The 25,544-nt window shown below is 76.3% G+C and carries 17 protein-coding genes, 6 tRNA genes and 1 other RNA gene; 22 read left to right on the top strand and 2 right to left on the bottom strand.

Going from position 1 to position 25,544, the window contains the following annotated elements; translation table 11 throughout:
• Window positions 1–49: 49 nt before the first annotated feature.
• Window positions 50–1,054 (bottom strand): prolipoprotein diacylglyceryl transferase, encoded by a 1,005-nt coding sequence (locus tag E1B22_RS02985; RefSeq protein WP_243123665.1) that lies wholly within the window; start codon window positions 1,052–1,054, stop codon window positions 50–52.
• Between the two features lie 74 nt (window positions 1,055–1,128).
• On the opposite strand from E1B22_RS02985, the gene hemL reads away from it, so the two are divergent.
• From hemL to E1B22_RS02875, 22 genes are all read left to right on the top strand, one after another.
• Entirely contained in the window at window positions 1,129–2,454 is a 1,326-nt protein-coding gene (hemL, locus tag E1B22_RS02980) for a glutamate-1-semialdehyde 2,1-aminomutase (RefSeq protein WP_135224496.1), read from the top strand.
• Window positions 2,455–2,665: 211 nt separating this feature from the next.
• Complete coding sequence (locus tag E1B22_RS02975) at window positions 2,666–3,757, top strand: Asp23/Gls24 family envelope stress response protein (protein ID WP_167758838.1); 1,092 nt, start codon at window positions 2,666–2,668, stop codon at window positions 3,755–3,757.
• A gap of 27 nt (window positions 3,758–3,784) precedes the next feature.
• A complete protein-coding gene (gap, locus tag E1B22_RS02970; RefSeq protein WP_135224495.1) occupies window positions 3,785–4,795 on the top strand; it encodes a type I glyceraldehyde-3-phosphate dehydrogenase in 1,011 nt (336 codons plus the stop codon).
• A gap of 235 nt (window positions 4,796–5,030) precedes the next feature.
• The gene (pgk, locus tag E1B22_RS02965) at window positions 5,031–6,344 is read left to right on the top strand and encodes a phosphoglycerate kinase (protein WP_135224494.1); all 1,314 of its coding nucleotides are present in this window, start codon (window positions 5,031–5,033) and stop codon (window positions 6,342–6,344) included.
• Window positions 6,341–7,195 (top strand): triose-phosphate isomerase, encoded by an 855-nt coding sequence (tpiA, locus tag E1B22_RS02960; RefSeq protein ID WP_135224493.1) that lies wholly within the window; start codon window positions 6,341–6,343, stop codon window positions 7,193–7,195. The genes pgk and tpiA overlap by 4 nt, the downstream gene beginning before the upstream one ends.
• Entirely contained in the window at window positions 7,192–8,736 is a 1,545-nt protein-coding gene (gpmI, locus tag E1B22_RS02955) for a 2,3-bisphosphoglycerate-independent phosphoglycerate mutase (protein ID WP_135224492.1), read from the top strand. Before tpiA ends, gpmI begins: the two co-directional genes overlap by 4 nt.
• A 552-nt stretch (window positions 8,737–9,288) precedes the next feature.
• A complete protein-coding gene (gene eno / locus E1B22_RS02950) occupies window positions 9,289–10,575 on the top strand; it encodes a phosphopyruvate hydratase (protein ID WP_135224491.1) in 1,287 nt (428 codons plus the stop codon).
• Between the two features lie 189 nt (window positions 10,576–10,764).
• Window positions 10,765–10,980: a preprotein translocase subunit SecG gene (gene secG / locus E1B22_RS02945; RefSeq protein WP_207669936.1), complete on the top strand. Its 216-nt coding sequence runs from the start codon at window positions 10,765–10,767 to the stop codon at window positions 10,978–10,980.
• 548 nt (window positions 10,981–11,528) lie between these two features.
• Entirely contained in the window at window positions 11,529–13,562 is a 2,034-nt protein-coding gene (locus E1B22_RS02940; RefSeq protein ID WP_135224490.1) for a sodium-translocating pyrophosphatase, read from the top strand.
• A gap of 164 nt (window positions 13,563–13,726) precedes the next feature.
• Window positions 13,727–16,402: a ribonuclease R gene (gene rnr / locus E1B22_RS02935; RefSeq protein WP_135224489.1), complete on the top strand. Its 2,676-nt coding sequence runs from the start codon at window positions 13,727–13,729 to the stop codon at window positions 16,400–16,402.
• Between the two features lie 159 nt (window positions 16,403–16,561).
• The gene (gene smpB / locus E1B22_RS02930) at window positions 16,562–17,029 is read left to right on the top strand and encodes an SsrA-binding protein SmpB (RefSeq protein ID WP_135224488.1); all 468 of its coding nucleotides are present in this window, start codon (window positions 16,562–16,564) and stop codon (window positions 17,027–17,029) included.
• 133 nt (window positions 17,030–17,162) lie between these two features.
• Window positions 17,163–17,517, top strand: a transfer-messenger RNA (tmRNA) gene (gene ssrA / locus E1B22_RS02925).
• Between the two features lie 199 nt (window positions 17,518–17,716).
• Entirely contained in the window at window positions 17,717–18,997 is a 1,281-nt protein-coding gene (dinB, locus tag E1B22_RS02920; protein WP_135224487.1) for a DNA polymerase IV, read from the top strand.
• Window positions 18,982–19,512 (top strand): DUF2179 domain-containing protein, encoded by a 531-nt coding sequence (locus tag E1B22_RS02915; protein ID WP_135224486.1) that lies wholly within the window; start codon window positions 18,982–18,984, stop codon window positions 19,510–19,512. The genes dinB and E1B22_RS02915 overlap by 16 nt, the downstream gene beginning before the upstream one ends.
• 199 nt (window positions 19,513–19,711) lie before the next feature.
• Complete coding sequence (gene glmL, locus E1B22_RS02910; protein WP_135224485.1) at window positions 19,712–21,097, top strand: methylaspartate mutase accessory protein GlmL; 1,386 nt, start codon at window positions 19,712–19,714, stop codon at window positions 21,095–21,097.
• Between the two features lie 321 nt (window positions 21,098–21,418).
• Window positions 21,419–22,027: an XTP/dITP diphosphatase gene (locus E1B22_RS02905; protein WP_243123820.1), complete on the top strand. Its 609-nt coding sequence runs from the start codon at window positions 21,419–21,421 to the stop codon at window positions 22,025–22,027.
• A 13-nt stretch (window positions 22,028–22,040) separates the two neighbouring features.
• A tRNA-Pro gene (locus tag E1B22_RS02900) sits at window positions 22,041–22,112 on the top strand.
• A gap of 14 nt (window positions 22,113–22,126) precedes the next feature.
• Window positions 22,127–22,197 (top strand) — tRNA-Gly (locus E1B22_RS02895).
• Window positions 22,198–22,227: 30 nt separating this feature from the next.
• Window positions 22,228–22,302: transfer RNA gene (locus E1B22_RS02890), tRNA-Arg, on the top strand.
• 263 nt (window positions 22,303–22,565) lie between these two features.
• Window positions 22,566–22,639: transfer RNA gene (locus tag E1B22_RS02885), tRNA-His, on the top strand.
• A 113-nt stretch (window positions 22,640–22,752) separates the two neighbouring features.
• A tRNA-Gln gene (locus E1B22_RS02880) sits at window positions 22,753–22,823 on the top strand.
• 8 nt (window positions 22,824–22,831) lie between these two features.
• Window positions 22,832–22,904: transfer RNA gene (locus E1B22_RS02875), tRNA-Lys, on the top strand.
• A 710-nt stretch (window positions 22,905–23,614) separates the two neighbouring features.
• Here E1B22_RS02875 and E1B22_RS02865 read toward each other — a convergent pair.
• Window positions 23,615–25,351 carry an amino acid permease gene (locus E1B22_RS02865; RefSeq protein WP_243123662.1) on the bottom strand — a complete coding sequence of 579 codons (1,737 nt, stop codon included), beginning with the start codon at window positions 25,349–25,351 and terminating at the stop codon, window positions 23,615–23,617.
• Between the last annotated feature and the right edge of the window lie 193 nt (window positions 25,352–25,544).

Below are 25,544 nucleotides of genomic sequence, written 5' to 3'. Positions count from 1 at the left end.
CGTGGGGATTCGGCCCCGGTGCATCGCGACGGCGCCGTTTGGCCCCGGATCATCGCGGCCGTGCGGGTTCGTCCCCGGGCCGATCCGACGGGTGCCCCTCCGCGACCCCGGGGCCGGCGTCCTCCTCCGGTGCCCGGCGGCCCCCGGTTCCCTCCGGCGCGTCCTCCAGGGTGGGGGGCCCGCCTGCGGGGACGGAGGCCTTGCCGCCCGCCTCCGGGCCCGCCGCCTCGTCCCCCACCGCTTCCGCGGTGTCCGCCGCGGCCGCGGGCACGGCGGGGGCGAGGCCGTCCTCCAGGGCCCGCCGGCGCATCCACCACGCCAGGATCAGCAGCGGCCAGGTGGTGACCTGGGTGACCGTCAGCAGCTCGATGCCGTAGGCGGGATTGGCGTAGACGGGGATGGCGATGGGCGCGTCGCGCACCGTCTCCTCGACGGCCACGCGCCACCACTGATAGTAGTAGAGGAAGCTCCAGAACAGGTAGCCCGCCGGCGGCCGGCGCCGCGCCAGCCGGTTGTGCACCAGCAGCAGCCCCAGGCCCGCCGCGGAGGCGTACAGCTGCACGGGGTGCCGGGGGAACGGCAGCGCGGTGGTCGGGTTGCCCAGCACCTCGCCGTTGAAGATGTTGCCGATCCGCACCAGCATGTAGCCGATGGCCACGCCCGGCACCGCCAGGTCGAGGAGGCGCTGGAAGTGGGCCCAGGGCGCGTCCGGGAGGCGCCGGCGGACGTACCACCACCCCGCCAGGGCGCCGCCCAGCAGGGCGCCGTGCAGCGACAACCCGCCGTGGTCCACGCGGATGATCTCGCCGTAGCGGCCGGGGGCGAAGTAGTCGGCCGGGTTCGTCAGGACGTAGACCAGCCGCGCCCCCACGATCCCGCCGACGATCATCAGCGCGCTGACGTTGTAGAGGAAGTCCTCGTCGTAGCCCCGGCGCGTGCCGTCCCGCACCAGGACGTAGAGGCCCGCGGCCATGGAGACGGCCATGAAGAAGCCGTACCAGCGGATGGCCAGCGGGCCGATCTGGATCAACACGGGATCCCAGTTGACCTCCACGGGGCGCCCTCCTCCCGCTGCGCTGGCGGACGAACCGGCGTCATTGTACCATTCATCCCGAAAGGAGGGCGCCGATGGACGCAGGGGACCAGCGCCGCGCCGAGGATCCGCGCCGCGTGGCCCGCTCCCGGGAGCTCTGGGAGCGGGCCCGCCAGCTCCTGCCCGGCGGCGTCAGCAGCCCGGTGCGCGCCTTCGCCGCGGTGGGCGGCACGCCGCGGTTCGTCGATCGCGCCAAGGGACCCTACCTGACGGACGTGGACGGCGTCCGCTACGTGGACTACGTGATGGCCTGGGGACCGCTGATCCTCGGGCACGCCCACCCGGCGGTGGTCGAGGCCATCCAGCAGCAGGCCCTGCGGGGCACCGCCTACGGCGCGCCCACCGAGGTCGAACTGGCCCTGGCCGAGGCCATCGCCGCGGCGATCCCCTCCATGGAGCGGATCCGCTTCGTCAACTCGGGCACGGAGGCGACCATGAGCGCCTTGCGCCTCGCCCGGGCGTACACGGGGCGCGACAAGATCGTCAAGTTCGCCGGCTGCTACCACGGCCACGCCGACGCCCTGCTGGCCGAGGCCGGTTCCGGCGCGCTGACCCTCGGCCTGCCCGCCTCGCCGGGGGTGACGGCGGGAGCCGCCGCCGACACCTGGGTCCTGCCGTACAACGACACGGAGGCGGTGGAGGAGCTCTTCGCCCGCCACGGCGAGGAGATCGCCGCGGTGATCGTCGAGCCCATCGCCGGCAACATGGGCGTGGTGCCGCCGTTGCCGGACTTCCTGCCCACCTTGCGCCGCCTCACCCGGGAGGCCGGGGCGCTGCTGATCTTCGACGAGGTGATCACCGGCTTCCGCGTGGCCTACGGCGGCGCCCAGGCGCTCTTCGGCATCGAGCCCGACCTGACGTGCCTGGGCAAGGTCATCGGCGGCGGCCTGCCCGTCGGCGCCTACGGCGGCCGCGCTGACGTCATGGAGCGCGTCGCGCCGGCGGGGCCGGTCTACCAGGCGGGGACCCTCGCGGGCAACCCGCTGGCCATGGCGGCGGGCCTGGCCACCATGGAGGTGCTGCGCCAGCCGGGTACCTACGAGCGGCTGGAGCGGCAGACGGCCCGGCTGGTGACGGCGTTGGAGGCCGAGGCCCGCGCCCAGGGCGTGCCGTACTGCGTCCAGCGGGTCGGCTCGATGTGGACCGGCTTCTTCCACCCCGGGCCCCTGCGCAACCTGGAGGAGGTGCGGCGGGTCGACACCGAGCTCTATGCCCGCTACTTCCACGGCATGTTGCGGGAGGGCGTCTACCTGCCGCCCTCGGCCTTCGAGGCCGCCTTCGTCTCCTTGGCCCACGCCGATCCGGACATCGACTTCACCATCGAGGCCCACGCCCGGGCCCTGCGCCGGGCCCGCGGGTGAGCGCCAGGCGCTGGGGCGGTCCGCCACCCCCCGCCGTCGCGCGGGCGGTCGCGGGTCGTGGCGCTCGGACCGCCGCCGGCGGGCGGCCGGCCGGGGGCGCCGGCGAGCGGACGGGGCCGGCGCGAGCCCACGGGCGCGGCGCCCCATCCGGGCGGGCTGCCCCACGGTGGCGGCCCGCCGGCGCCGCCGGGCGCGGGCAAGGGAGGCCAGCATGGACGTCGTCGCCCTGGTGGGACCCAGCGGGACCGGCAAGAGCCATCGGGCCGCCGCCGTGGCCCGGGAGGTCGAGGCCGACGCGCTGATCGACGACGGCCTCCTGATCCAGGAGAGCCGCATCGTCGCGGGGGTGTCGGCCAAGCGCGAGAGCACCAAGATCGGGGCCATCCGCCGGGCGCTGTTCGCCGACCCCGCCCACCGCGAGGAGGTGCGGCGCGCCCTCCAGGCGATCCGGCCCCATCGGGTGCTGATCCTCGGCACGTCCCGCGAGATGGTGGACCGCATCGCCGCCGCCCTGGGCCTCCCCGCCCCGTCGCGGTACGTCCACATCGAGGAGGTGGCCACCCCCGCGGAGATCCGGCGCGCCCAGCTGATCCGCCGCACCCAGGGGCGCCACGTGATCCCCGCCCCCACCTTCGAGGTCAAGCGCAGCTTCTCCGGCTACCTGCTGGACCCCCTGCGCCTGTTCTACCGCGGGAAGAACCGGCCCCAGGCGGGGCCGGGCCAGGTGATCGAGAAGACCATGGTCCGCCCGACCTACAGCTCCCTGGGCCGGTTCTACATCACCCGCCAGGTGGTGGGCAGCATCGCGGCGTACGCCGCCGGTCGCGTCAGCGGGGTGGCGGAGGTGCTGCGAGCCGCGGTGACGGAGGGGGACGAGGGGGTGGCCATCGCCCTGGACGTGGCGGTGGAGCCCGGCCGCCCGCTGCGGGCGGTGCTGGCCTCGGCGCAGCGGCAGGCGCTGCAGGCGGTCGAGCACATGACCGCCCTCAACGTGGTGGCGGTGGACGTGGTGGCCAGGCGCCTGGCCCGGCCGGCGCGGGGTGCCCGCGGACCGGGACCTCCGGCACCGGGTGCGGCGGCGCAGGGAGGGGGACGGGCGGCGGCCCGGGAGGTGGAGGGTGGCCCTGGGGCACCGCCCGCGGGGGCGGCCGGGACGGCCCGCTCCCCAGGCTCCCCAGGTACGCCCGGGCCGACGGGCGCGGCCGGTTCGTCCGCCACCCCTGCGGCGACGGCGGCGGAGCGGGGCGCCGGCGACGGGGGGCGCCGTGTCCCCGGCGGGGAAACTGCTATCATGGACGCGTAGGCACGGCCTGGAAAGGAGCGGGATGCCATGGCGGTACGGGTCGGCATCAACGGCTTCGGCAGCATCGGCCGCCGGTTCTTCCGGCAAGCCTGGCGCCGGGACGGCATCGAGATCGTGGCCGTCAACGACCTGGCGCCGGCGGCCACCTTCGCCCACCTGCTGAAGTACGACACCAACTACGGCATCTTCGACGCCGACGTGCGGGCGGAGGACGACGCGCTGATGGTCGACGGCAAGCGCATCCGCTTCACCGCCATCAAGGACCCGGCCCAGCTGGCCTGGGACCAGGCCGGGGTCGACGTGGTCATCGAGTCGACGGGCGTCTTCACCGACGCCACCAAGGCGGTGGCCCACATCGAGGGCGGCGGGGCGAAGAAGGTCATCATCTCCGCCCCGGCCAAGAACGAGGACATCACCATCGTCCTCGGCGTCAACCACCACCGGTACGACCCCGCGCGGCACCGGGTGATCTCCAACGCCTCCTGCACCACCAACTGCCTGGCCCCCGTGGCCAAGGTGCTGGACGACCGCTTCGGGATCGTGCGGGGCCTGATGACCACCGTCCACGCCTACACCAACGACCAGCGCATCCTCGACCTGCCCCACAAGGACCTGCGGCGGGCGCGGGCCGGCGCCATGAACATCATCCCCACCACCACCGGCGCCGCCAAGGCCGTAGGCCTGGTGCTGCCCCACCTCCAGGGCCGGCTCAACGGCTTCGCCCTGCGGGTGCCGGTCTCGACCGTGTCCATCGTCGACCTGGTGGCGGAGCTCAAGCAGCCGGTGACGGTGGAGCAGGTCAACCAGGCCTTCGCCGAGGCGGCGGCGGGCGAGCTTCAGGGCATCCTGGGCTACAGCGAGGAGCCCCTGGTCTCCAGCGACTACCGCGGCTCCACCTACTCGGCGGTGGTCGACGCCCTGTCCACCATGGTGATGGAGGGCAACATGGTCAAGGTCGTCGCCTGGTACGACAACGAGTGGGGCTACGCCGCCCGGCTGGTGGACCTGGTCGCCTACCTCGGCGAGCGGGGGCTGTAAACGGGACGGGATGACCGGCGGGCGGCGGCGGGTTCGGCTGGCGAGGGCCGATCGGCGGCGCGGGGCCCCGGCGCCGCCCGCCGCTCCGGCCGGCCCCCGCGGCCGCCAAGGGCCCTGTCTCGCCCGCCGGGGACGCGGCGGGCAGCCGGGCGCCGTGGGCGTGGGGTGCGGGCCGGACGGTCCGACCCCGGCGGTGCCGGACGGGGCGCGGCGGTTCCGGAAAGGAGGCCCGGTCTTGCGGAAGCGATCGATCCGGGATCTGGACGTGCGCGGCAAGCGGGTCCTGGTCCGCGCCGACTTCAACGTGCCCCTGGAGGGCGGTCGCGTCACCGACGACACCCGCATCCGGGCGGCGCTGCCGACCATCCGCCACCTGCTGGAGCGCGGGGCGGCCGTCATCCTCTGCTCGCACCTGGGGCGGCCCAAGGGCCAGGTGGTGGAGGAGCTGCGCCTGGAACCGGTGGCGCGGCGGCTGGAGGAGCTGTTGGGCCGCCCGGTGCTGGCGCTGCGCGAGGTGGTGGGACCGGAGGTGGAGCGGCGCCTCCAGGGACTCGCGCCCGGTCAGGTGGCGCTGCTGGAGAACCTCCGCTTCCACCCCGGGGAGACGGCCAACGACCCGGAATTCGCGGCGGCCCTGGCCCGCCTGGCGGACGTCTACGTCAACGACGCCTTCGGCGCCGCCCACCGCGCCCACGCCTCGGTGGTGGGCGTCGCCCAGCGGCTGCCGGCGGCGGCGGGCCTGCTCCTGGAGCGGGAGCTCGAGGTGCTGGGCGACCTGCTGGAGCGGCCGCGGCGTCCCTTCTGGGCGGTGCTGGGCGGCGCCAAGGTGTCGGACAAGATCGGCGTCATCCGGCGGCTCCTGGAGGTCTGTGACGGCCTGGTCATCGGCGGGGCCATGGCCAACACCCTGCTGGCGGCCCAGGGGCATGCCGTCGGGCGCTCCCTCTACGAGCCGGACCAGGTGGAGCGGGTCCGGCCGTGGCTGGAACGGGCGGGGGACCGGCTGCTGCTGCCCGTGGACGTGGTGGTGACCGAGCGTCTCGAGCCGGGGGTGCCCAGCCGGGTGGTGCCCGTCGACCGCATCCCGCCCGAGGCCATGGTCGTCGACGTGGGGCCCGCCACCCTGGCCGCCTGGCAGGAACGGCTGCGCGGGGCGGGCACCGTCTTCTGGAACGGCCCCCTGGGCGTGTTCGAGGTGGAGCCCTTCCACCGCGGCACCTTCGCCCTGGCGGAGTTCCTGGCGGACCTCGACGCGGTGACCGTCGTCGGCGGCGGCGACAGCGTGGCGGCGGTGCAGCGCACCGGCGTCGCCGACCGCATCGACCACGTCTCCACGGGCGGCGGCGCCTCCCTCGAGCTCCTCGAGGGGAAGGAGCTGCCCGGCGTGGCGGTGCTGCCCGACGCCCCGGCCCAGGGGGGCGGCGAGCCGGCGCCTGCCACCGGTGCAGCCCCAGGGGCCCGGGCCGGCGGGGCCCGGACCGCGGGTGGGCCCGCGGGGGCCGGTTCGACCCCGGCGGAGGGCCCGTCGCCGGGAGGGATGGGCCGATGACGTCCCCGGCGCGCGTCGCGCCCGCAGCCGGGCGCCGACCCCTCTTCGCCGGCAACTGGAAGATGCACACCCTGCCGGCCGAGGCCGCGCGACTGGCGGCGGCGGTGCGGGAGGGCCTGGAGGGGCCCGCGGGGCCGGTCCCCGCCGGTGCCGCCGAGGTGGTCCTCTGCCCGCCCTTCACCTCGTTGGCGACGGCGGCGGAGGCCCTGGCGGGGAGCGGCATCGCCCTGGGCGCCCAGGACGTGGCATGGGGCGACTTCGGCGCCTTCACCGGCGAGGTCTCGGCGCCCATGCTGCGGGCGCTGGGCTGCCGCTACGTCATCGTCGGGCACTCGGAGCGGCGCCGGCTGCTGGGCGAGGACGACGCCCTGGTGCAGCGCAAGCTCCTGGCCGCCCTGGCGGGGGGGCTGGTCCCGATCCTCTGCGTCGGCGAGGACGCCGCCCAGCGGCAGGAGGGGCGCACGGCGGCGGTTGTGCTGGGTCAGGCGGCCTACGCCCTGGCTGGCCTCGAGCCGGAGGAGGCGGCCCGGGTGGTGATCGCCTACGAGCCCGTGTGGGCCATCGGCAGCGGCCAGCCGGCCACGCCCGCCGACGCCCAGGCGGTGGCGGCGGCCATCCGGCGGCTGATCGAGCGGCTCCACGGTCCGGCCACGGCCGCCGCCGTCCGCATCCTCTACGGCGGCAGCGTCAAGCCCGACAACATCGGCGGCTTCATGGCCCAGCCGGACATCGACGGCGCCCTGGTGGGCGGCGCCTCGCTGGACGGGACCGCCTTCGCCCGGCTGGTGCGGGAGGGCACGGCGGCCCGGGCGGCCGCCGGCGGGCCGGCGACGGGGGCGGAGCGGCCATGACCGCGCCCGGGACGAACCGGCCCCGGCCGGTGGCCCTGATCATCCTGGACGGCTGGGGCCTGCGGGCCGAACGGGAGCACAACGCCGTCGCCCTGGCCGACACCCCGGTGATGGACGAGCTGTGGGCCGCCTGGCCCCACTCGCAGCTGGAGGCCAGCGGGGAGGCGGTGGGCCTGCCCCGGGGGCTGATGGGCAACTCCAACGTCGGCCACCTCAACCTGGGCGCGGGGCGCATCGTCTACCAGGACATCGTGCGCATCAGCCGGGCCATCGCCGACGGCTCGTTCTTCACCAACGAGGCCCTGGTGGGGGCCGCCCGGCGGGCCCGGGCGCGCGGCGGCCGGCTGCACCTGATCGGCCTGGTGTCGGACGGCGGCGTCCACGCGGACCTGGAGCACCTGCTGGCCCTCCTCGAGCTGGGCCGGCGGGAGGCCGTCGAGACGGTGGTCCACGCCTTCACCGACGGCCGCGACACGCCTCCCACCAGCGCCCCCGGGTACCTGCGGCGGGTGGAGGCGGCGGGCGGGCGCATCGCCACCGTGGTCGGGCGCTACTACGCCATGGACCGGGACAAGCGCTGGGACCGGACGGAACGGGCGTATCGCGCGCTGGTGCTCGGCGAGGGCCACCGGGCGCCGTCGGCGCTGGCGGCCGTCGAGCAGGCCTACGCCCGCGGCCAGACCGACGAGTTCATCGAGCCGGTGGTGGTCACCGACGCCGACGGCCGGCCGCTCCCTCGCATCACCGCCCGGGACGAGACGGTCTTCTTCAACTTCCGCGCGGATCGGGCGCGGCAGCTGGCCCGGGCCCTGGCCGACCCCGGATTCGACGCCTTCCGGCGGCCCGAGGGCATCGGGCCGCTGCCGCTGACCCAGATGACCGAGTACGACGAGGAGTTCCCGCTGCCCACCGCCTTCCCGCCGGTGTACCTCAAGGAGACCTTCGGCGAGGTGGTGGCGCGGGCCGGCCTGCGCCAGCTGCGCATCGCCGAGACCGAGAAGTACGCCCACGTCACCTACTTCTTCAACGGCCGCGAGGAGACGCCGTTCCCCGGCGAGGAGCGCGTCCTGATCCCCTCGCCCAAGGTGGCGACCTACGACCTCAAGCCGGAGATGAGCGCGCCGGAGGTCACCGAGCGCGTGGTGGCGGAGATCGACAGCGGCCGCTTCGACGCCGTGGTGCTGAACTTCGCCAACCCCGACATGGTCGGGCACACCGGCGTGCTGGAGGCGGCCATCCGGGCCTGCGCCACGGTGGACCGCTGCCTCGGACGGGTGCTGGAGGCGATCCGCCGCCAGGGCGGCGCGGCCCTGGTCCTGGCGGACCACGGCAACGCCGAGATCATGGTCGACCCGGACACCGGCGAGCCGCACACGGCCCACACCACGAGCCCGGTGCCGTGCATCCTCGTCGACCCGCGACACCGCCACGCCCGGTTGCGGGACGGCATCCTGGCGGACGCGGCGCCGACGCTGCTGGAGCTCATGGGCCTCGAGCCGCCGGATGCCATGACGGGGCGCTCGCTGATCGCGGGCCGTTGAGATTCGGTCCGATCCTCCCGGGGGCCCCCGGCCCCGGCCGGATGGGGGAGGGAGCTCCGGCTGGGCGGGGGGATGGGGGCGGATCCCGGCCCGCGCCGTCGCACCGTCGCCGTCGCACCGTCGCCGGCGCCCGGCGCCCGCCGGCGCACCGGGAGCGGCCCGTACCGTCGCCACCGCCGGTGCCTGACGCCCGCCGGCGCACCCGGAGGCCCGCGACGGCCGCCGGGGACGGCGCGGCATCGCCGCGGCGCCGCGCCATGCGGGACCGGGACCGGCGCCGCCGCCGGGCCGGATCGTCGCCGACGCCGCTGGACACGGGTCGGCCGGCCCGGGTCTCGGCCGGTTCGTCCGAGGGGGATCCGGGCCGGTTCGTCCGAGGCGGCCGGGGCCGCGAGGGGTGGCCGAGGCGCTGCCGCCGTCGGGTGCACGGGGCGGGGTCGGGGGCTTCCGGCGGGCACCGGGCGGCGGGCGGCCGGACGGGGCGGGAAGGCCCCCGGGGGCGGGCGAGGGCATGGCCGGCAGGCAGCGCGGAGCAGGAAGGAGCGTGAGCCGGTGAGCACCTTGATCGCTGGCGTGGAGGCGCGCCAGATCCTGGACTCCCGGGGCAACCCGACGGTGGAGGTGGACGTCTGGCTGGAAGACGGGTCCTTCGGTCGAGCGGCGGTGCCGTCGGGGGCGTCCACGGGCACCTACGAGGCCGTGGAGCTGCGCGACGGCGGGGACGCCTACGGGGGCAAGGGCGTCCTCAAGGCCGTGGAGAACGTGGTGGAGGTCATCGCGCCCGAGGTGGTCGGCCTCGATGCCTTGGACCAGGCAGCCGTGGATCGCGTCCTGGTGGAGCTCGACGGGACGCCCAACAAGGGTCGGCTGGGGGCCAACGCCATCCTCGGCGTCTCCCTGGCGGTGGCCCGGGCGGCCGCCTCCAGCGTGGGCCTGCCCCTGTACCGCTATCTCGGCGGGGTCGACGCGCGCCTGCTGCCCGTCCCCCTGATGAACATCCTCAACGGCGGGCGGCACGCCGACAACAACGTGGACGTCCAGGAGTTCATGGTGGTGCCGGCGGGGGCCGAGCGCTTCGCCGACGCGCTGCGCATGGGGGCCGAGGTCTTCCACGCCCTGCACCGGGTGCTGAGCGACCGCGGCCTGGCGACGGGCGTGGGTGACGAGGGCGGGTTCGCCCCCAACCTGGAGTCCAACGAGGCGGCCCTGGACGTGCTGATGGAGGCGATCCAGCGGGCCGGCTACCGGCCCGGCGAGGACGTGGCGCTGGCCCTCGACGCCGCCGCCAGCGAGTGGTACCGGCCCGAGGAGGGGGTCTACGTCCTGGCCGGCCAGGGCCAGCGGCTGACGGCGGACGAGCTCATCGAGATGTACGCCCGCTGGCTGGACCGGTACCCCCTGGTCTCCCTGGAGGACGGCCTGGCCGAGGAGGACTGGGACGGCTGGCGGCGGCTGACGGACCGACTGGGCGGCCGGCTGCAACTGGTGGGCGACGACCTGTTCGTCACCAACGTCGAGCGACTGCGGCGGGGCATCCAGGCCGGGGCGGCCAACGCCGTGCTGATCAAGGTCAACCAGATCGGCACCCTGACCGAGACCCTGCTGACCATGGAGACCGCCGCCGCCGCCGGCTACCGCAACATCGTCTCCCACCGCTCCGGGGAGACGGAGGACGTGACCATCGCCGACCTGGCGGTGGCGACCCGGGCGGGCCAGATCAAGGCCGGGGCGCCGTCCCGGTCGGAGCGGGTGGCCAAGTACAACCAGCTGCTGCGCATCGAGGAGCAGCTGGGCGAGAGCGCCCAGTACGCCGGCTGGGCGGCCTTCGGACGGGAATAGCCGCCGGTCCCTCCCCGTCCCGGATCGGACGCCGGGGCGAGGGGGTGCCCCGCCCCGGGCGGGCAGCCGTTGCCGCCGCCCGCGGGCTGTGATAGCATGGCACCGCATGGCCGCTGGCCGCGGGCGAGCCGGGCGCGAGGGCGGGCCGGGCCGGCGGCCCGGAGCGGGGTGGACGCCGTGGAGACCGTGCTGTTGGTCCTGCACATCCTCGCGGTCATCGCCCTGATCGCCGTGGTGATCCTCCAATCCGGACGGAGCGCCGGCCTGTCGGGGGCCATCGCCGGCGGCGCGGAGGCGTTCTTCGGCAAGCGCCGGGGCCTGGACCAGTTCTTCGAGCGGATGACCGTGATCCTGGCGGTGGTCTTCTTCCTCACGTCCTTCGTCCTCGGCTACTTCATGGACTGAGGAGCCCAGCCTTGCCCCAGGGGCCCGCAGGGCGCCGCGGGGCCTGTGGGCCCCGCGGCGCCCTGCATCGCGGCCCCGGGTCCCGCATCGCGACCCCGGGCCGCGCATCGCGACGCCGGGCCGCGCATCGCGACCCGGGGCGGTGCACCGCACCGGCCCGGGTCGCCCCCGCGACCGCGCAAGGCTGCGCGTCGTGGCCGTGCGGGGCCGCATCGCGATGACGCGGTCGCCGCCGACCGCATAAGGCTCGGCACCGCGGCCGCGCGGTCGCCCCCGCGACCGCGCGGGTCGCTCCGGCGACCGCGCAAGACCCCGCATCGCACCCGCGCGGGTCGCCCCCGCGAGCGCACAAGACCCCGCATCGCGACCGCGCGGGTCGCCCATGCCTGCGCAGAGCCGCCGATCGGCGGGCCCGCCCACCCGCTGGGGTGGGCGGGCCCGCCGCGTCCTTGGCGTCTTGGGGGATGACAAGCCGACGCCCGGCATAGGACTTCCCAGGAGCCTGCGCGCCCCGGGGCGTCGCAGGGCGCCGAGGGAGGGGTCGTGCCGTGGCGGAGCGGGAACTGGCCCTCCTTGCCCCGGTCGCGGGCCTGTTGGCGCTGGCGGTGGCGCTTGCCATGGCCCGGAGCGTGGCCCGGACCGAGGCCGGCGAGGGCAGGATGGTGGACGTGGCGCGGGCCATCCAGGAGGGCGCCATGGCCTTCCTGGCCCGGGAGTACCAGGTGTTGGTGGTCTTCGTCGGCGGGATGGCCGGGGTGCTGTTCCTGGCGGGGCGCGGGGCGCCCGGGTCGGGCTTCGGTCCGGCGGTGGCGGCGGCCTACCTGCTGGGGGCGACCGCCTCCCTGGCGGCGGGCTACGGGGGCATGCGGGTGGCGACCACCGCCAACGTGCGCACCGCCCGCATGGCCGAGCGGCACGGACTGGCCGGCGCCTTGGCGGTGGCCTTCCGCGGCGGCGCGGTGATGGGGTTGGCCGTGGTGGGCCTCGGGCTGCTGGGGTTGGGACTGCTGTACCTCCTCTGGGTCGACCCGGGGCGGCCCGCGACGCTGGCCGTCCTCAACGGTTTCGCCATGGGCGCCAGCTCCGTGGCGCTGTTCGCCCGGGTCGGCGGCGGCATCTACACCAAGGCGGCGGACATGGGCGCCGACCTGGTCGGCAAGCTGGAGGCGGGCATCCCCGAGGACGATCCCCGCAACCCGGCGGTGATCGCCGACAACGTGGGCGACAACGTGGGCGACGTGGCGGGTATGGGGGCCGACCTGTTCGAGTCCTACGTGGGGTCGCTGGTGGCGGCGGTGGTGGTGGCGGCGGCGGGTGGCGCGGCCAGCTCCGGCGGCGGGGCCGCGGTGGTCTTCCCGCTGGTGCTGGCGGCGCTGGGCGTGGTCGCCTCGCTGCTGGGCATCGCCGTGACCCAAGCCGGCTCGGGTGACGACCCCGCCCGGGCCTTGCGGCGCGGCACGCTGACGGCGGCCTTCGCCCTGGCCGGGGGCGGCGGCCTGGCCGCCGGCTGGCTGGGCCTGCCCCAGGCCGCCGTGGCCATGGTCGCGGGCCTGGCCGCTGGCGTGCTGGTGGGGCTGGTGACGGAGTACTACACCGCCGGCGACCGGCCGCCCGCCCGGCAGGTGGCGCGGTCGGCGGCCACCGGGCCGGCGACCAACGTGCTGGCCGGCCTGGCCGTGGGGATGAAGAGCACGGCCCTGCCGGTGCTGGTGGTGGGGGCGGCCACGCTGGTCGCCCACCACGTCGCCGGGCTGTACGGCATCGCCGTGGCCGCCGTCGGCATGCTGGCGACCACCGGCATCACCGTCGCCGTCGACGCCTACGGCCCCATCGCCGACAACGCCGGCGGCATCGCGGAGATGGCGGGCCTGCCCGCCGAGGTGCGGGCCGTCACCGACCGGCTGGACGCGGTGGGCAACACCACCGCGGCCATGGGCAAGGGCTTCGCCATCGGCTCGGCGGCGCTGACAGCGCTGGGCCTCTTCTCCGCCTACGCCGCCACCACCGGCCTGGGCGCCATCGACCTGCTGGAGCCTCGGGTCATGATCGGCGCGCTGGTGGGGGGGATGCTCCCCATGCTGTTCTCCTCCCTGGCCGTCGAGGCGGTGGGGCGCGCCGCCTTCGCCATGATCGAGGAGGTGCGCCGCCAGTTCCGCGAGCGGCCGGGCATCCTGACCGGGGACGACCGCCCGGACTACGCCCGCTGCGTCGACATCAGCACCCGCGCCGCCCTGGCCCAGATGGTGGCGCCCGGCCTGCTGGCCGTGGCGGCGCCCCTGGTGGTGGGCTGGCTGCTGGGACCGGCGGCCGTCGGCGGGCTGCTGGCGGGAGCGCTGGTCACCGGCGTCCTGGTGGCGATCTTCATGGCCAACGCCGGGGGCGCCTGGGACAACGCGAAGAAGTACATCGAGGGGGGCGCCCTGGGCGGCAAGGGCTCGGCGTCCCACCGGGCGGCGGTGGTGGGCGACACCGTGGGGGATCCCTTCAAGGACACGGCCGGCCCCTCGCTGAACATCCTGATCAAGCTGATGTCGGTGGTGGCGCTGGTGTTCGCCCCGCTCTTCCAGCGCGCCGCCGGCTAGGCGGGCGGGCGGCGTCCCGCGGTCGAGTCCCCGGTCGCGCCGGCGGACGCTGCCGCGGCGGGCGCCCCACGGGGCTTGCGGGCGACGGGGCCTGCGCGGCCGGTGGCCGCCGTGTATCATGGATGTGAATCGGGGTCCCGGGCCGTTCCCGGGCCCGGGAGGGAATGGCATTGCCGAGACGGAGAAGACAGGGGGCCGACGGGTCCGACGCGGATCGCCCGGGCCGCGGCCGCGGGGGGAAGGCCTCCGCGGCCGCCGCGGGGGGCCAGCCGGGGGGTGCGCCCGGGCAGGCCGGTTCCTCCGCCGAAGCCGAATCCGCCATCGCGGCGTGGGAGGAGCGCATCCTCGGCTTCATGCGCGAGCGGGCATACCGGCCGCTGACCGCCTCCCAGCTGGCGGCCGCCATGGGCGTGGACGGGCCCGACGCCGAGTCCGCCTTTCGCGCCGCCCTCGAGCGGCTGGAGGCCGCGGGCCGGGTGGTGCGCACCCGCACCCGGCGTTACGGCCTGCCCGAACGGATGAACCTGGCCGTGGGCGTGCTCCACTGCCACCCCAAGGGGTACGCCTTCCTGATCCAGCCCGACGGCGAGGACGTGTTCATCCCGGCGGAGAACCTGGGCGGCGCCATGCACCGCGACCGGGTCGTGGTGCGCCTGGTGGGTCGGGGGCGGGACGGTCGCAAGCCCGAGGGCGAGGTCATCCGCATCCTGGAGCGGGCCAACCGCGAGCTGGTGGGGCGGCTGGAGGGGCAGCCGGGACGGGACGGCTACGGCTTCGTCACGCCCCTGGACCAGCGGCTCTTCTGGGACGTGTTCATCCCCGCGGGACAGCTGGGCGGCGCCAAGCCCGGCGACATGGTGGTCGTCGAGATCACCCGCTGGCCCGAGAGGCGCCGCGGTCCCGAGGGCCGGGTCGTCCGGGTGTTGGGACCCGCCGACGCGCCGGGCGTCGACGTCGCCGCCATCGTCGCCAAGGCCGGGCTCCGGGTGGAGTTCCCCGCCGCCGCCCTGGCCCAGGCGGAGCGCGTCCCCGAGCGCGTGACCGCCCGGGATCGCCGCGGGCGGCGCGACCTGCGGGACTGGCTGGTGGTCACCATCGACGGCGCCGACGCCAAGGACCTGGACGACGCGGTGTCGCTGCAGCGGCTCCCGGAGGGCGGCGAGGCCGTCTGGCGCCTGGGCGTGCACATCGCCGACGTCTCCCACTACGTGCCGGAGGGCAGTCCCCTGGACCTGGAGGCGCGCCGCCGGGCCACCAGCGTGTACCTGGTGGACCGGGTGGTGCCCATGCTGCCGCCGCGGCTCTCCAACGGCATCTGCAGCCTCAACCCGCGGGTCGATCGCCTGACGGTCTCCGTCGTCATGGACTTCGACGCCCGCGGGCGGCGCGTGGCCTACGAGATCTTCCCCAGCGTCATCCGCAGCCGCCATCGGCTGACCTACGAGGGCGTGCAGCGCATGCTGGAGGGTTCGCCCGACGACCCCGAGGTGCGGGCCCTGCGCGAGCAGCATGCCGACGTGCTGCCCATGCTGGAGGACATGGCCCAGCTGGCCGCGCGCCTGACGGCCCGCCGGGAGCGGCGGGGCAGCATCGACTTCGACATCGCCGAGGTCAAGGTGGTGCTGGACGAACAGGGGATGCCCAGGGAGCTGCTGCGGCGCGAGCGCACGGTGGCCACGCGGATCATCGAGGAGTTCATGATCGCGGCGAACGAGACGGTGGCGGAGCACTGCCACTGGCGCCAGGTGCCCTTCATCTACCGCGTGCACGAGGAGCCCGATCCCGAGGAGGTGGAGGAACTGGCCGCGTTCCTCACCATCCTCGGCTATCCGCTGCCGCCGCGGCGCAAGCTGCACCCGCGCCTCTTCCAGCGGGTGCTCAAGCAGGTGGAGGGGCGCCCGGAGGAGTACCTGGTCAACGCCGTGGTCCTGCGCACCATGAAGCGGGCCCGCTACGCCACCGAGGCGCTGGGTCACTTCGGCCTGGCGGCGCGCTTCTACTGCCACTTCACCTCGCCCATCCGCCGGTACCCCGACCTGGTGGTCCACCGCATCGTCAAGGAGCTGGTCACCCGCGGCAGCCTGCCGCCGGAGCGGGTGGAGCGGCTGGAGGCGATGCTGCCGGAGATCGCCGACCACTGCTCGCAGCAGGAGCGGGTGGCGGAGGAAGCCGAGCGGGAGAGCGTCGACCTCAAGAAGGTCCAGTTCATGGTGGACAAGGTCGGCGAGACGTACCGGGGCATCATCTCCGGCGTGGCGCCCTTCGGCCTGTTCGTCACCCTGCCCAACCTGGTGGAGGGGCTGGTCCATGTCAGCACGCTGACCGACGATTACTATCACTACGAGGAGAAGCTCTACAGCCTGGTGGGCGAGCGCACCCGCCGCACCTTCCGCCTCGGCGACGAGGTGGAGGTGGTGGTGGCCAAGGTCGACCCCGAGGCGCGCACCGTCGACCTGGTCTTAGCGGAGCTGGCCGGGGAGCTGGAAGACTACGCCGGCCGCGCGGCGCGGGCCGGCCGGCGGTCCGGTGGGGCGGGGCGCGACGCCGCGGCCTCCCGCGGCGGGACCGCGGGGCGGGCGGGCGCCGGGGGCGGTCGGGCCCGGCGCGCCGGGGGGACCGCGGCGGCCGGGGCGGTCACGGCGGGGAAGGGCGCGCGGGGATCCACCGCGAAGGCCGAGGCGCGGCGCCGGCGTACCGCGGCGACCGGGCGGCGGCGCGATCGGCGCGGGAGGAACGCGGCCGGCACCCCGGGCGACGCCGCGCAGCCCCCGGGCAAGGCGGCGGCAGCCGAGGCGGCCGCCGCCGCGGAGGGAGCGCGTCGCCGGCGCCGGCGGCGGTGAGGGCGCTGGGCATCCCACGGGACGTCGCACGGCGGCCGGCCACGGGCCCAGGCGCCGCGGGGGCGGCCGCGCCCGGGCGACGCACCCCAACCCCGGCGGCACCGGCCCGGCAGGGGCCGGCCGGCGACCCCAGGCCGCGGGCGGCGGGAGAGGGGAGCCATGGCGGGACGGGCTGAGGGCGTGCGCCTGATCGCAGACAACCGCAAGGCGCGCCACGACTACTTCATCGACGAGACCTTCGAGGCGGGGCTGGTGTTGACCGGGACGGAGATCAAGTCGATCCGCGCGGGGCGCGTCAACCTGCGGGACAGCCACGCCCGCGTCGAGGGCGGCGAGGTGTGGCTGTACGGCATGCACATCGCGCCCTACGAGCACGGCAACCGGTTCAACCACGAGCCGGACCGCCCGCGGAAGCTGCTCCTGCATCGGCGGGAGATCGACTACCTGGCGGGGCGGGTGCGGGAGCGGGGCTACACCCTGGTGCCGCTGCGCCTCTATCTCAAGGGCGGCTGGGCCAAGGTGGAGCTCGCCCTGGCCCGCGGCAAGAAGCGCTACGACAAGCGGGCCGCCATCGCCCAGAGGGAGGCCCAGCGGCGCATGGCCCAGGCGCTGCGCGCCCGCCGCTGACGGGCATCGGCCGCCGTCGGGCGGGATCGCGCCGGCCGGGCGCGCCGGGGCCACGCCAGGGCGTGGTGCCGTGCTATAATGCCGGTAGCCGCCTCCTGCCCTGCCCGAGGGGGCGGCGTGCAGGGCACAGCGCGGGGGTGATCCTAGATTCGACGCCGGTAGGGTGGGCCGGAGAAGCGAGCCGAGGTGCCGCGCCTCGTTAAACAGCGGCACGGCGATAAGTGCCGACGAAGAGCTTGCCCTGGCTGCTTGATCGATAGCGGCCAAGCCGCGTGAGCCCTCGCCTGCGGGGCTGACGCGGTTCCAACCCAGCAGGCTGGCTGTCGGCTCCGCCCGCAGAGCCGGCGGCGAGATCCCCAAGGCGGGCTGGCCTGCCGCGGACCCTGCCCCTGGGGGCCCGGTGGGCGAGAACCGGACAGGGGCTACGCTCGTAGAGGCTCCGGCTGGCCCGCTGGCGGACCGGGGTGCAAATCCCCGCACCTCCACCGGTTGTCGCGGTCATCGCGGCGCCCCGGGCGGCCGGCCTCGGCCGGCCGCCCGGGGCGCCGGCATGTCGGGGGCGCGCGGAAGGGGTTCTAGGTGTCCAAGGGGGCACGCGGACCGGGGAGCGGGCGGTCCGTCGCCGGTCGGGGCCGCGGCGCCGGATGCGCCGACGGGGCCCGGTCCGCGAGCCCGGAGGGGAGTCCGATGCAGCGCTGGGTGCTGCACTGCGACCTCGACGCCTTCTTCGCCGCCGTGGAGCAGCGGGACCGGCCCGAGCTGCGGGGGCGGCCGGTGATCGTCGGTGGCGATCCCGGGTCGCGGGGTGTGGTGGCCACCTGCTCCTACGAGGCCCGGGCCTTCGGCGTGCGCTCGGCCATGCCCCTGGCCCAGGCGCGGCGCCTCTGCCCCCATGCCGTGTTCCTCCCCGTGCGCCGCGAGCGCTACGCCGAGGTGTCCCGCCAGGTGATGGCCATCCTGGCGCGGGAGAGCCCGGTCGTCGAACCCGTCTCCATCGACGAGGCGTACCTGGAGGTGGCGGGCGACGGGGTCGCGGCCGCGCGGCGCCTGCGGGAGGCGGTGCGGCGCGAGGTGGGGCTGGCCATGACCGTCGGGGTGGGGCCCAACCGGCTGGTGGCCAAGATGGCGTGCCAGATGGCCAAGCCCGACGGGCTCCTGGCCGTGCCGCCCGAGGGCGTCCAGGCGTGGCTGGCGCCCCAGCCGGTGGAGGCGTTGCCGGGCCTGGGGCCGGCCACGGCCCAGCGGCTGCGCCGCGCGGGCATCGCCACGCTGGGGCAGCTGGCGGCGGCCGACCCCCTGGTGCTGCAGCGCCTGCTCAAGGGCCGGGCCGCCGAGCTGCAGGCCCGGGCGCGGGGTTGGGATCCGCGCCCGGTGGGGGTGCCGGCGCCCACCCGCTCCCTCAGCGAGGAGCGCACCTTCGGCCGCGACCGGCAGCCGGCGGCGGTCCTGCCCGTGCTGGCGGAGCTCTGCGAGGAGTTGGGCACCCGCCTGCGCCAGCACGGGTATCGGGCCACCCAGGTGACCCTGAAGGTGCGGTATGCGGACTTCACCACCATCACCCGCAGCCGCGCCCTGCCCCGGCCGATCTGCGCCGATGGCGAGCTGTTCGCCGTGGCGCGGGAGCTCTTGGCGCGCCACGTGCCCGCGGACCGCTGGCTGCGCCTGGTGGGGGTGGCGGCTGCAGGGCTGGTCCACCGCGACGATCCCCAGCAGCTGTCCCTATGGCCGGGCGACACCCGCAGCCTGCGGCTGGCGGAGGCCGTCGACCGGGTGCGCCGCCGCTTCGGTCGCCGCGCCCTCGGCCTGGCGGCGCGCTGGCTGCCCGGTGGCGAAGGCGAGGCCGCGCCGCGGGGCGGTGGGTCGGACCGGGCGGCCGGCCGCGCGACGCCGACCGCCGACCGTCGGCGCGCCGGTCCCGCGGCGGCCGGGGCGGGTGCAGGGGGCGGCCGCCCATGGACCCGGTCCTGAGCTACGCGCTGGTGTTCCTGGCGCGGGTCGCCGACGTCAGCCTCAGCACCCTGCGGCTCATGCTGGTCTTCCGCGGGCAGCGGCTGCTGGGCTCGGTGGTCGGGCTCTTCGAGGTGACGATCTACATCCTCGCCCTGGGATTCGTGGTGGAACGCCTGCACGAGCGGCCGCTGACCCTGGTCTTCTACGCCTTGGGGTTCGCCACCGGCAGCTACCTGGGCGGCCTGCTGGAGGAGCGGCTGGCCCTGGGGGTGGAGATGGTCCAGGTGGTGCCCCATGGCAGCGGCGGCCGCTTCCTGGCCGACGACCTGCGCCGTCAGGGCTACGGCGTGACCGAGCTGGAGGGACAGGGGCGCGAGGGGCAGCGCACCGTGCTGCTGATCACGGTGGAGCGCAAGGCCCTGCCGCAACTGCTGGAGATCCTGCGGCAGCGCGAGCCCCACGCCTTCGTCACCGTCCTCGACACGCGCCGCGCCATCGGCGGCGTCCGCGGGTTCGTGCGCAAGGGCAAGTGAGCCGGCGGGTCCCGGCGAGGGGGCGCCGCTGCGCGGCGGGTCGGGCGCGCGAGCGCCACCGCGCGCGGTAGGACCGCCGCCCAGGTGCCGCCGTGCGGCGGGACCGGCGCCCAGACCCTGCCGCGCGCCCGGACCGGGCGTCAGGGGCTTATGGGCAGCGCCACCGGCTCCAGGGGACGCCGTCCCGAGGAGGATGCCGATGAACGCCGCCCTGCTGGTCGACTTCGGCAGCACCTTCACCAAGGTGGCCGCCGTCGACCTGGACGAACCGCGCCTGCTGGCGCGGGCCGAGGCGCCCACCACCTACGCCACCGGCCTGGAGCACGGGCTGGACGCCGCCCTGGCCGCGCTGGAGCGGGCCTACGGCGCCCCGCTGCCGCCCTTTCACCACCGGCTGGCCTGCTCCAGCGCCGGCGGGGGCCTGCGCATGGTGGCCGTCGGCCTCGTGCCCGGGCTGACCGCCGAGGCGGCCCGGCGCGCCGCGCTGGGCGCCGGGGCGCGGGTCCTGGCCACCTTCAGCGGCACCCTCGGGCCGGCCGACCTGGACCGGCTAGCCGCGCTGGATCCGGAGATCGTGCTCCTGGCGGGCGGCACCGACGGCGGCAACCGCACGGCGCTGCTGGATCTCGCCCGCGCCCTGGCCCGGTGCCCCACGGCCGCCGCGGTGGTGGTGGCGGGGAACCGGGAGGCCGCGCCCGAGGCGGCCGCGATCCTGGAGCGCGCCGGCAAGCAGGCGGTGGTGGTCGCCAACGTGCTGCCGCGGCTGGACACCATCCAGGTGGAGCCGGCGCGGGAGGCGATCCGCCGCGTCTTCATGGAGCGCATCGTGGTGGCCCGCGGGTGGCGGACGGTGGAGGCGCGCCTCGGGGCCATCCTGATGCCCACGCCGGCGGCGGCCCTGCGCGGGGCCGAGCTGCTGGCGGAGGGGGCCGGCGACGCCGCCGGCCTGGGGGAGCTGCTGGTGGTCGACGTCGGCGGCGCCACCACCGACGTCCACTCCGTCGCCGACGGCCGGCCCACCGACGGCAAGACGGTGCTGCGCGGGCTGCCGCCACCTCGCAGCCAGCGCACCGTGGAGGGGGACCTGGGCCTGCGCCACGGCGCCCCCTCGCTGGTGGAGGCCGCCGGCCTGGTGCAGGCGGGCGGCGAGGCCGAGACGTGGCGGCGCCGCGCCCGTCGCCGGGCGGCGGATCCCCCCTTCGTCCCCGGGCCGGACGAACCGGCGGAGCAGGAGGCGGATCAGGAGCTGGCCCGGGCGGCGGTACGGGTGGCGGTGGAGCGGCACGCCGGCCGGCGGGAGCCCCTGGTCACGCCCCACGGGCGGCGCTGGGTCCAGCACGGCAAGGACCTGCGGTCGGTCGGGCACGTCATCGGGACGGGGGGCATCTTCCGCCATGCGCCTGACCCGGCCCGCATCCTCGCCGCCGCCCTCGACCCGGCGGGGAACGGGCCGGTGCTCAGGCCGCGCCGGGCCGCCCTGTGGGTCGACGGCGACTACCTGCTCAGCCACGCCGGCCTGCTGGCGGAGGTCGACCGGTTGGCGGCCTTGAAGATCCTCAAGGCCGGTCTCGTCCGGGTGGCGTAGCGGGCGCGTCGGGCCGCGCCGGCCTCCGGGCGGGAGCCGGGGCCGGCCTCGGATCCGGGCGCGGGAGCGTGCCGCAGGGCCTGCCGGCTGGCCCGCGGCGGCCGCGGCGGCGGTGGCGGGCGCGACCCGCCAGGACCCCGCCTGGCCCGTGTGCCATGGCCGACCGCCGGGATGCGGGCGGCAGCGGCTGCAGGACGGCGGGATCCCGAAGGGGAGGCGACGGCCTTGGACACCCACCCGAGGGGCGCAAGTGCAGACGGCGACCGCCGGCGGCCGGAGGCCCCGGAACCCGCGGCGCCCGGCTCGCGGGCCGCCGGTCGCCTGGTGCTGGCCACGCGCAATCGCGGCAAGGTGCGCGAGCTGGAGCGGCTGCTGGCGGCGGCGGGGCTGCCCTTGGCGGTCACCACCCTCGACGCCTTCCCGACGGTGGTCCTGCCGGAGGAGACGGGGGCCACCTTCCTCGAGAACGCGCGCCTCAAGGCCGTGGCCGTGGCCCGGCAGACCGGCCTGCCGGCCCTGGCCGACGACTCCGGCCTGTGCGTGGACGCCCTGGGCGGAAGGCCCGGCGTGCACTCCGCCCGCTATGCGGGACCCGATGCCACCGACGCGGCCAACAACGCGCGACTGCTGGCGGAGCTGGCGGGGGTCCCCGCGGAGCGGCGCACGGCGCGGTTCCGGGCCGTGGTCGTCCTGGCCCTGCCCGACGGCCGCTGGACGTGGGCCGAGGGCGAGACCCGGGGCCGGATCCTGGAGGCGCCCCGGGGTACAGGGGGCTTCGGCTACGACCCGCTGTTCCTGTCGGACGAACTCGGCATGACCTTCGCCGAGGCCGGCCTCGAGGCCAAGAACCGCGTCAGCCACCGCAGCCGGGCGCTGCGGGCGCTGCTGCCGGCGTTGCGAGCCTGGCTGGTGGACGGTATAGTTAAGTGACGGCGCGGTGCGGCGGGGCGTGGTGCAGGGGCAGCACGCTTGCTTTGGGAGCAAGAGGTCGGCGGTTCGAATCCGCCCGCCCCGACACGACCGGTGCGCGCGGGAGTAGCTCAATGGTAGAGCGCCGGCCTTCCAAGCCGGTGACGCGGGTTCGATTCCCGTCTCCCGCTCAGCAGGGCGCCGCGGCGCGGCGCCGGCCCGCGCCCGTAGCTCAGCGGAAGAGCGACCGCCTTCTAAGCGGTGGGTCGGGGGTTCAAATCCCTCCGGGCGCGCCATCGGGTCTTGCCGGGATGGAACGGGTGCGGGCGCCCCGGCGGGCCCCCGGCGCACGCCGGTCGTGCTCGATCCAGGCGGGTTGTGCTATGATGGGGAGGGCCGGCGCACGTCGGCCGCCTCGCGGCAAGCCGCCCTGCTCGCGGCGGGGCGGGCAGGCCCGGTACCGGCGCGGCGCGGCGGGCAGGCCCGGTACCGGCGGCGCACCGCCCGCGGGCAGCCCTCGACCGCGGCAGGCGCGGCGATGGTGCGCAGGCGTTGCGTGGTGGCTGTAGCTCAGTTGGTTAGAGCGCCAGGTTGTGGCCCTGGAGGTCGGGGGTTCGAATCCCCTCAGTCACCCACGACGGCGGCTCGGAACGCGGCGCGTTCCGAGCCGCCGGTTGCCATGGCGCCCGTCATTCGGGAGCGAAGCGGGCCGCACGGTGGGCGCGCCGCACGCGCACGGACCACGGTGGGGCGTAGCCAAGCGGTAAGGCAGGGGACTTTGGATCCTCGATCGCAGGTTCGAATCCTGCCGCCCCAGCAGGTGGAGGGCCATTAGCTCAACTGGCAGAGCACCCGGCTTTTAACCGGGGTGTTGGGGGTTCGACTCCCTCATGGCCCACCGGGCGGCGATGGAAGGCTCCTGGCGGCACGCGGCGGCACACGCCGCGGTGCCGCCAGGAGCCTTCGCGTGTCCGGCGCTGGGCGTGCACCGCCCCCGCCCGCTACCACGGCCCACCGCCTGCGCCCCGCCGCGCCCCGCCGGCCCCCGCGATGCTGGACCGGGATGGACCAGGGCGATGGCGTCCCATCGGAGGACTGCTGGGCATGCCCTCCCCCGCCGGTTCGCTGTCCGAGCACGCATCTTCTGGTCCTTCAGGTCCGATGTCCTGGATGGTCTCGGGGCTTCCTCATGCGCGCGGGTCGCAGGCGGACCGCTGCGCCCTACCCCACGCCTCGCCAGCGCCGGGCGCTGGCCTCCGTGGGGGCGCCGGCCGCTTGGCCTGCAACCTGGGGTCTTGCCCTGGCGAAGGAGCGCCGCCAAGCCCGCGCCCGGGGTGAGGGTGGGGAGGTGCCGTGGACGCTCCCGGCCTTGCGGCGGGCGTGGAACCGTTCAGGCAGCGGTGCCCGGAGCGGCACGCCATTCCCGGATGGGGGCGCGGGGTGCGCCTGGGGCGAAGGCGCCCGGCGCCGACGGAATCCGGTGCGGGCAGCCGGCCCCGTCCGGCCCCCGGTGCTCGGTCCCCGCCGCACCCGGTCGGGTCGCCGGGAGGCCCAGCAGCGGGAACTCCAGCGGGCGCGGCGGTGCTGCAGGAGCCGGGGCCGCAGGCCCTAACGGGTCCGCCGGTGCGGGGGCCGAGGGGCGGTGCGCCGCGGGCGGTGCGGCTGTCCCTCGCCTCCGGTGGCACCACGCTCGCCGCGGGCCGGCCCGCCGCCCCCGCCGCCCGCTGCTCCCGCGCCTCGGGATGGGGCGGGCGCAGCCGGCGTCGGCCGGGCGCCGCTCCCGGCCGGGCGCGCCGGCTGCCGGGCCGGCTGCGCCGGAGCGGGCGCTGGGGCCGTCGGCTGACGGGTCGGGGGTGCCAGCTCCTGCCCGAGGTCCCAGGCCGGCGCCGGGGCCGGGTCGGCCTTCGGCAGGCGGACGCCCGCGGGCGCCGGGGTCGCCGCCGGCGTCCCGGCCGCAGCCGGGGCACGGTCATCGGCGGGCCGGCGGCTCGCCGCGTCTGCACCGCGCCGCGTCCCGCGCCCTGCCGGCCGGCGGCCGCCGCGCCGCCGCAGCCCGTAGACCCCGGCCGCCAGCGCGGTCAAGGCGAGGCCGGCCGCCAGTCCCATCCCCTGGCCGGGCACCAGGGGCATGCCGGCCAGCACGGCGAGCACCAGGAGCAGCACCAGGGCGTTGCTCCAGGGGAAGGCGGGCACCAGCCTCGCCCCTGGCGCCGCGTCGGCCCGCAGCCGCCAGTGGGCGGCGACGATGCTGCCGTAGACCAGCAGCAGGGCGAACCCGCCGGCGCTGACCAGGAACACGTAGACCTGACGGGGCACCACGTACCCCAGCGCGACGCCGCCCAGCATGGCGGCCCCCGAGAAGACGATCCCGCGGCGCGGCACCGTCCCGGGGTCCACCAGCCAGGTGGGCCCCATGCCGTCCTCGGCCAGGGACCGCAGCACGCGGCCCAAGCTGAACATCACGGCCAGCATGGTCGAGAGGATCGCGGTCACCAGCACGCCATTCACCAGGCGCGAGGTGGTCCCGAGCCCGTGGGCCGCCAGGGCGGCCACCAGCGGGCTGGCCGACACGTCCAGGCGCGCCGTCGGGATCAGCGGCAGCAGGCTGCCCACCGCCACGACGTAGAGGCCCGCCAGGGCCAGGGCGGTGCGCCGCGCCGCCCGCAGCACCGTGCGCCGCGGGTCCCGCGCCGACGGCGCCGCCAGCCCGATGACCTCCGTGCCCGCGTACGTGAACATGACCACCAGCATGGCGCCCAGCAATCCGCGCCCGCCCCCGGCCACCCAGGGCTCCCGGGCCAGGGCGCCCCACCCCACGGGTGCGCGCCCGGGCCACAGCCCGGCGATCAGGCTTCCCGCCACCAGGATGAACCCCACCACCGCCAGCAGCTTGATGCCCGCCAGCACGCCCTCCAGGCGCGCCAGCTGGCGCGCGCCCAAGAGGTTCAGGCCCGTCACCGCCAGCACGATGGCGGTGGCCAGCACGGGTCCGGAGGCGTCGGGCCACCAGGTGCGGAGGAACACGGCCGCCGCCGTGGCCTCGCTGGACATCGCCAGGGCCAGCCCGGCCCAGTACACCCAACCCACCACGAAGCCGGCCAGCGGGCCGAAGGCCCGCTGGGCGTAGTCGCGGAAGGAACCGGGGGCCGGGTCCTCCAGCGTCAGGTCGGCGAGGGCCATCAGCACCACGTAGACGACGAGGCCGCCCACGGCGAAGCCCAGCAGCACCGCGGGACCCGCGCTGCGGATGGCCACCGCCGACCCGAGGAAGAAGGCGCCGCCGATGGCGCTGCCGAGGGCGAGCATCGTCATCTGGCCGCTGGTGAGCCCCTGGCCCCGTTCCATGGGATCACCCGCCCGGCGACCTACGCCAGGTCGTCTCCCCGCTGCGCCCGCCCGGTGCGCGCACCGCGGCCGGCCGAGGACCCGGGCCGCCCGTCTTCCCCGTGGGCGGCCCGGACCTTAGCATGGAGCCGGGAGCGGGACCGCATCCGGGGCACGGGGCATGGAGCCGGCAGCGAGACCGCATCCGGGGCAC

Source organism: Thermaerobacter sp. FW80 (assembly GCF_004634385.1).
Lineage (GTDB): Bacteria > Bacillota > Sulfobacillia > Thermaerobacterales > Thermaerobacteraceae > Thermaerobacter > Thermaerobacter composti.
The sequence above is the reverse complement of the archived record's forward strand: the minus strand, read 5'-3'. Positions and strand labels throughout refer to the sequence as shown.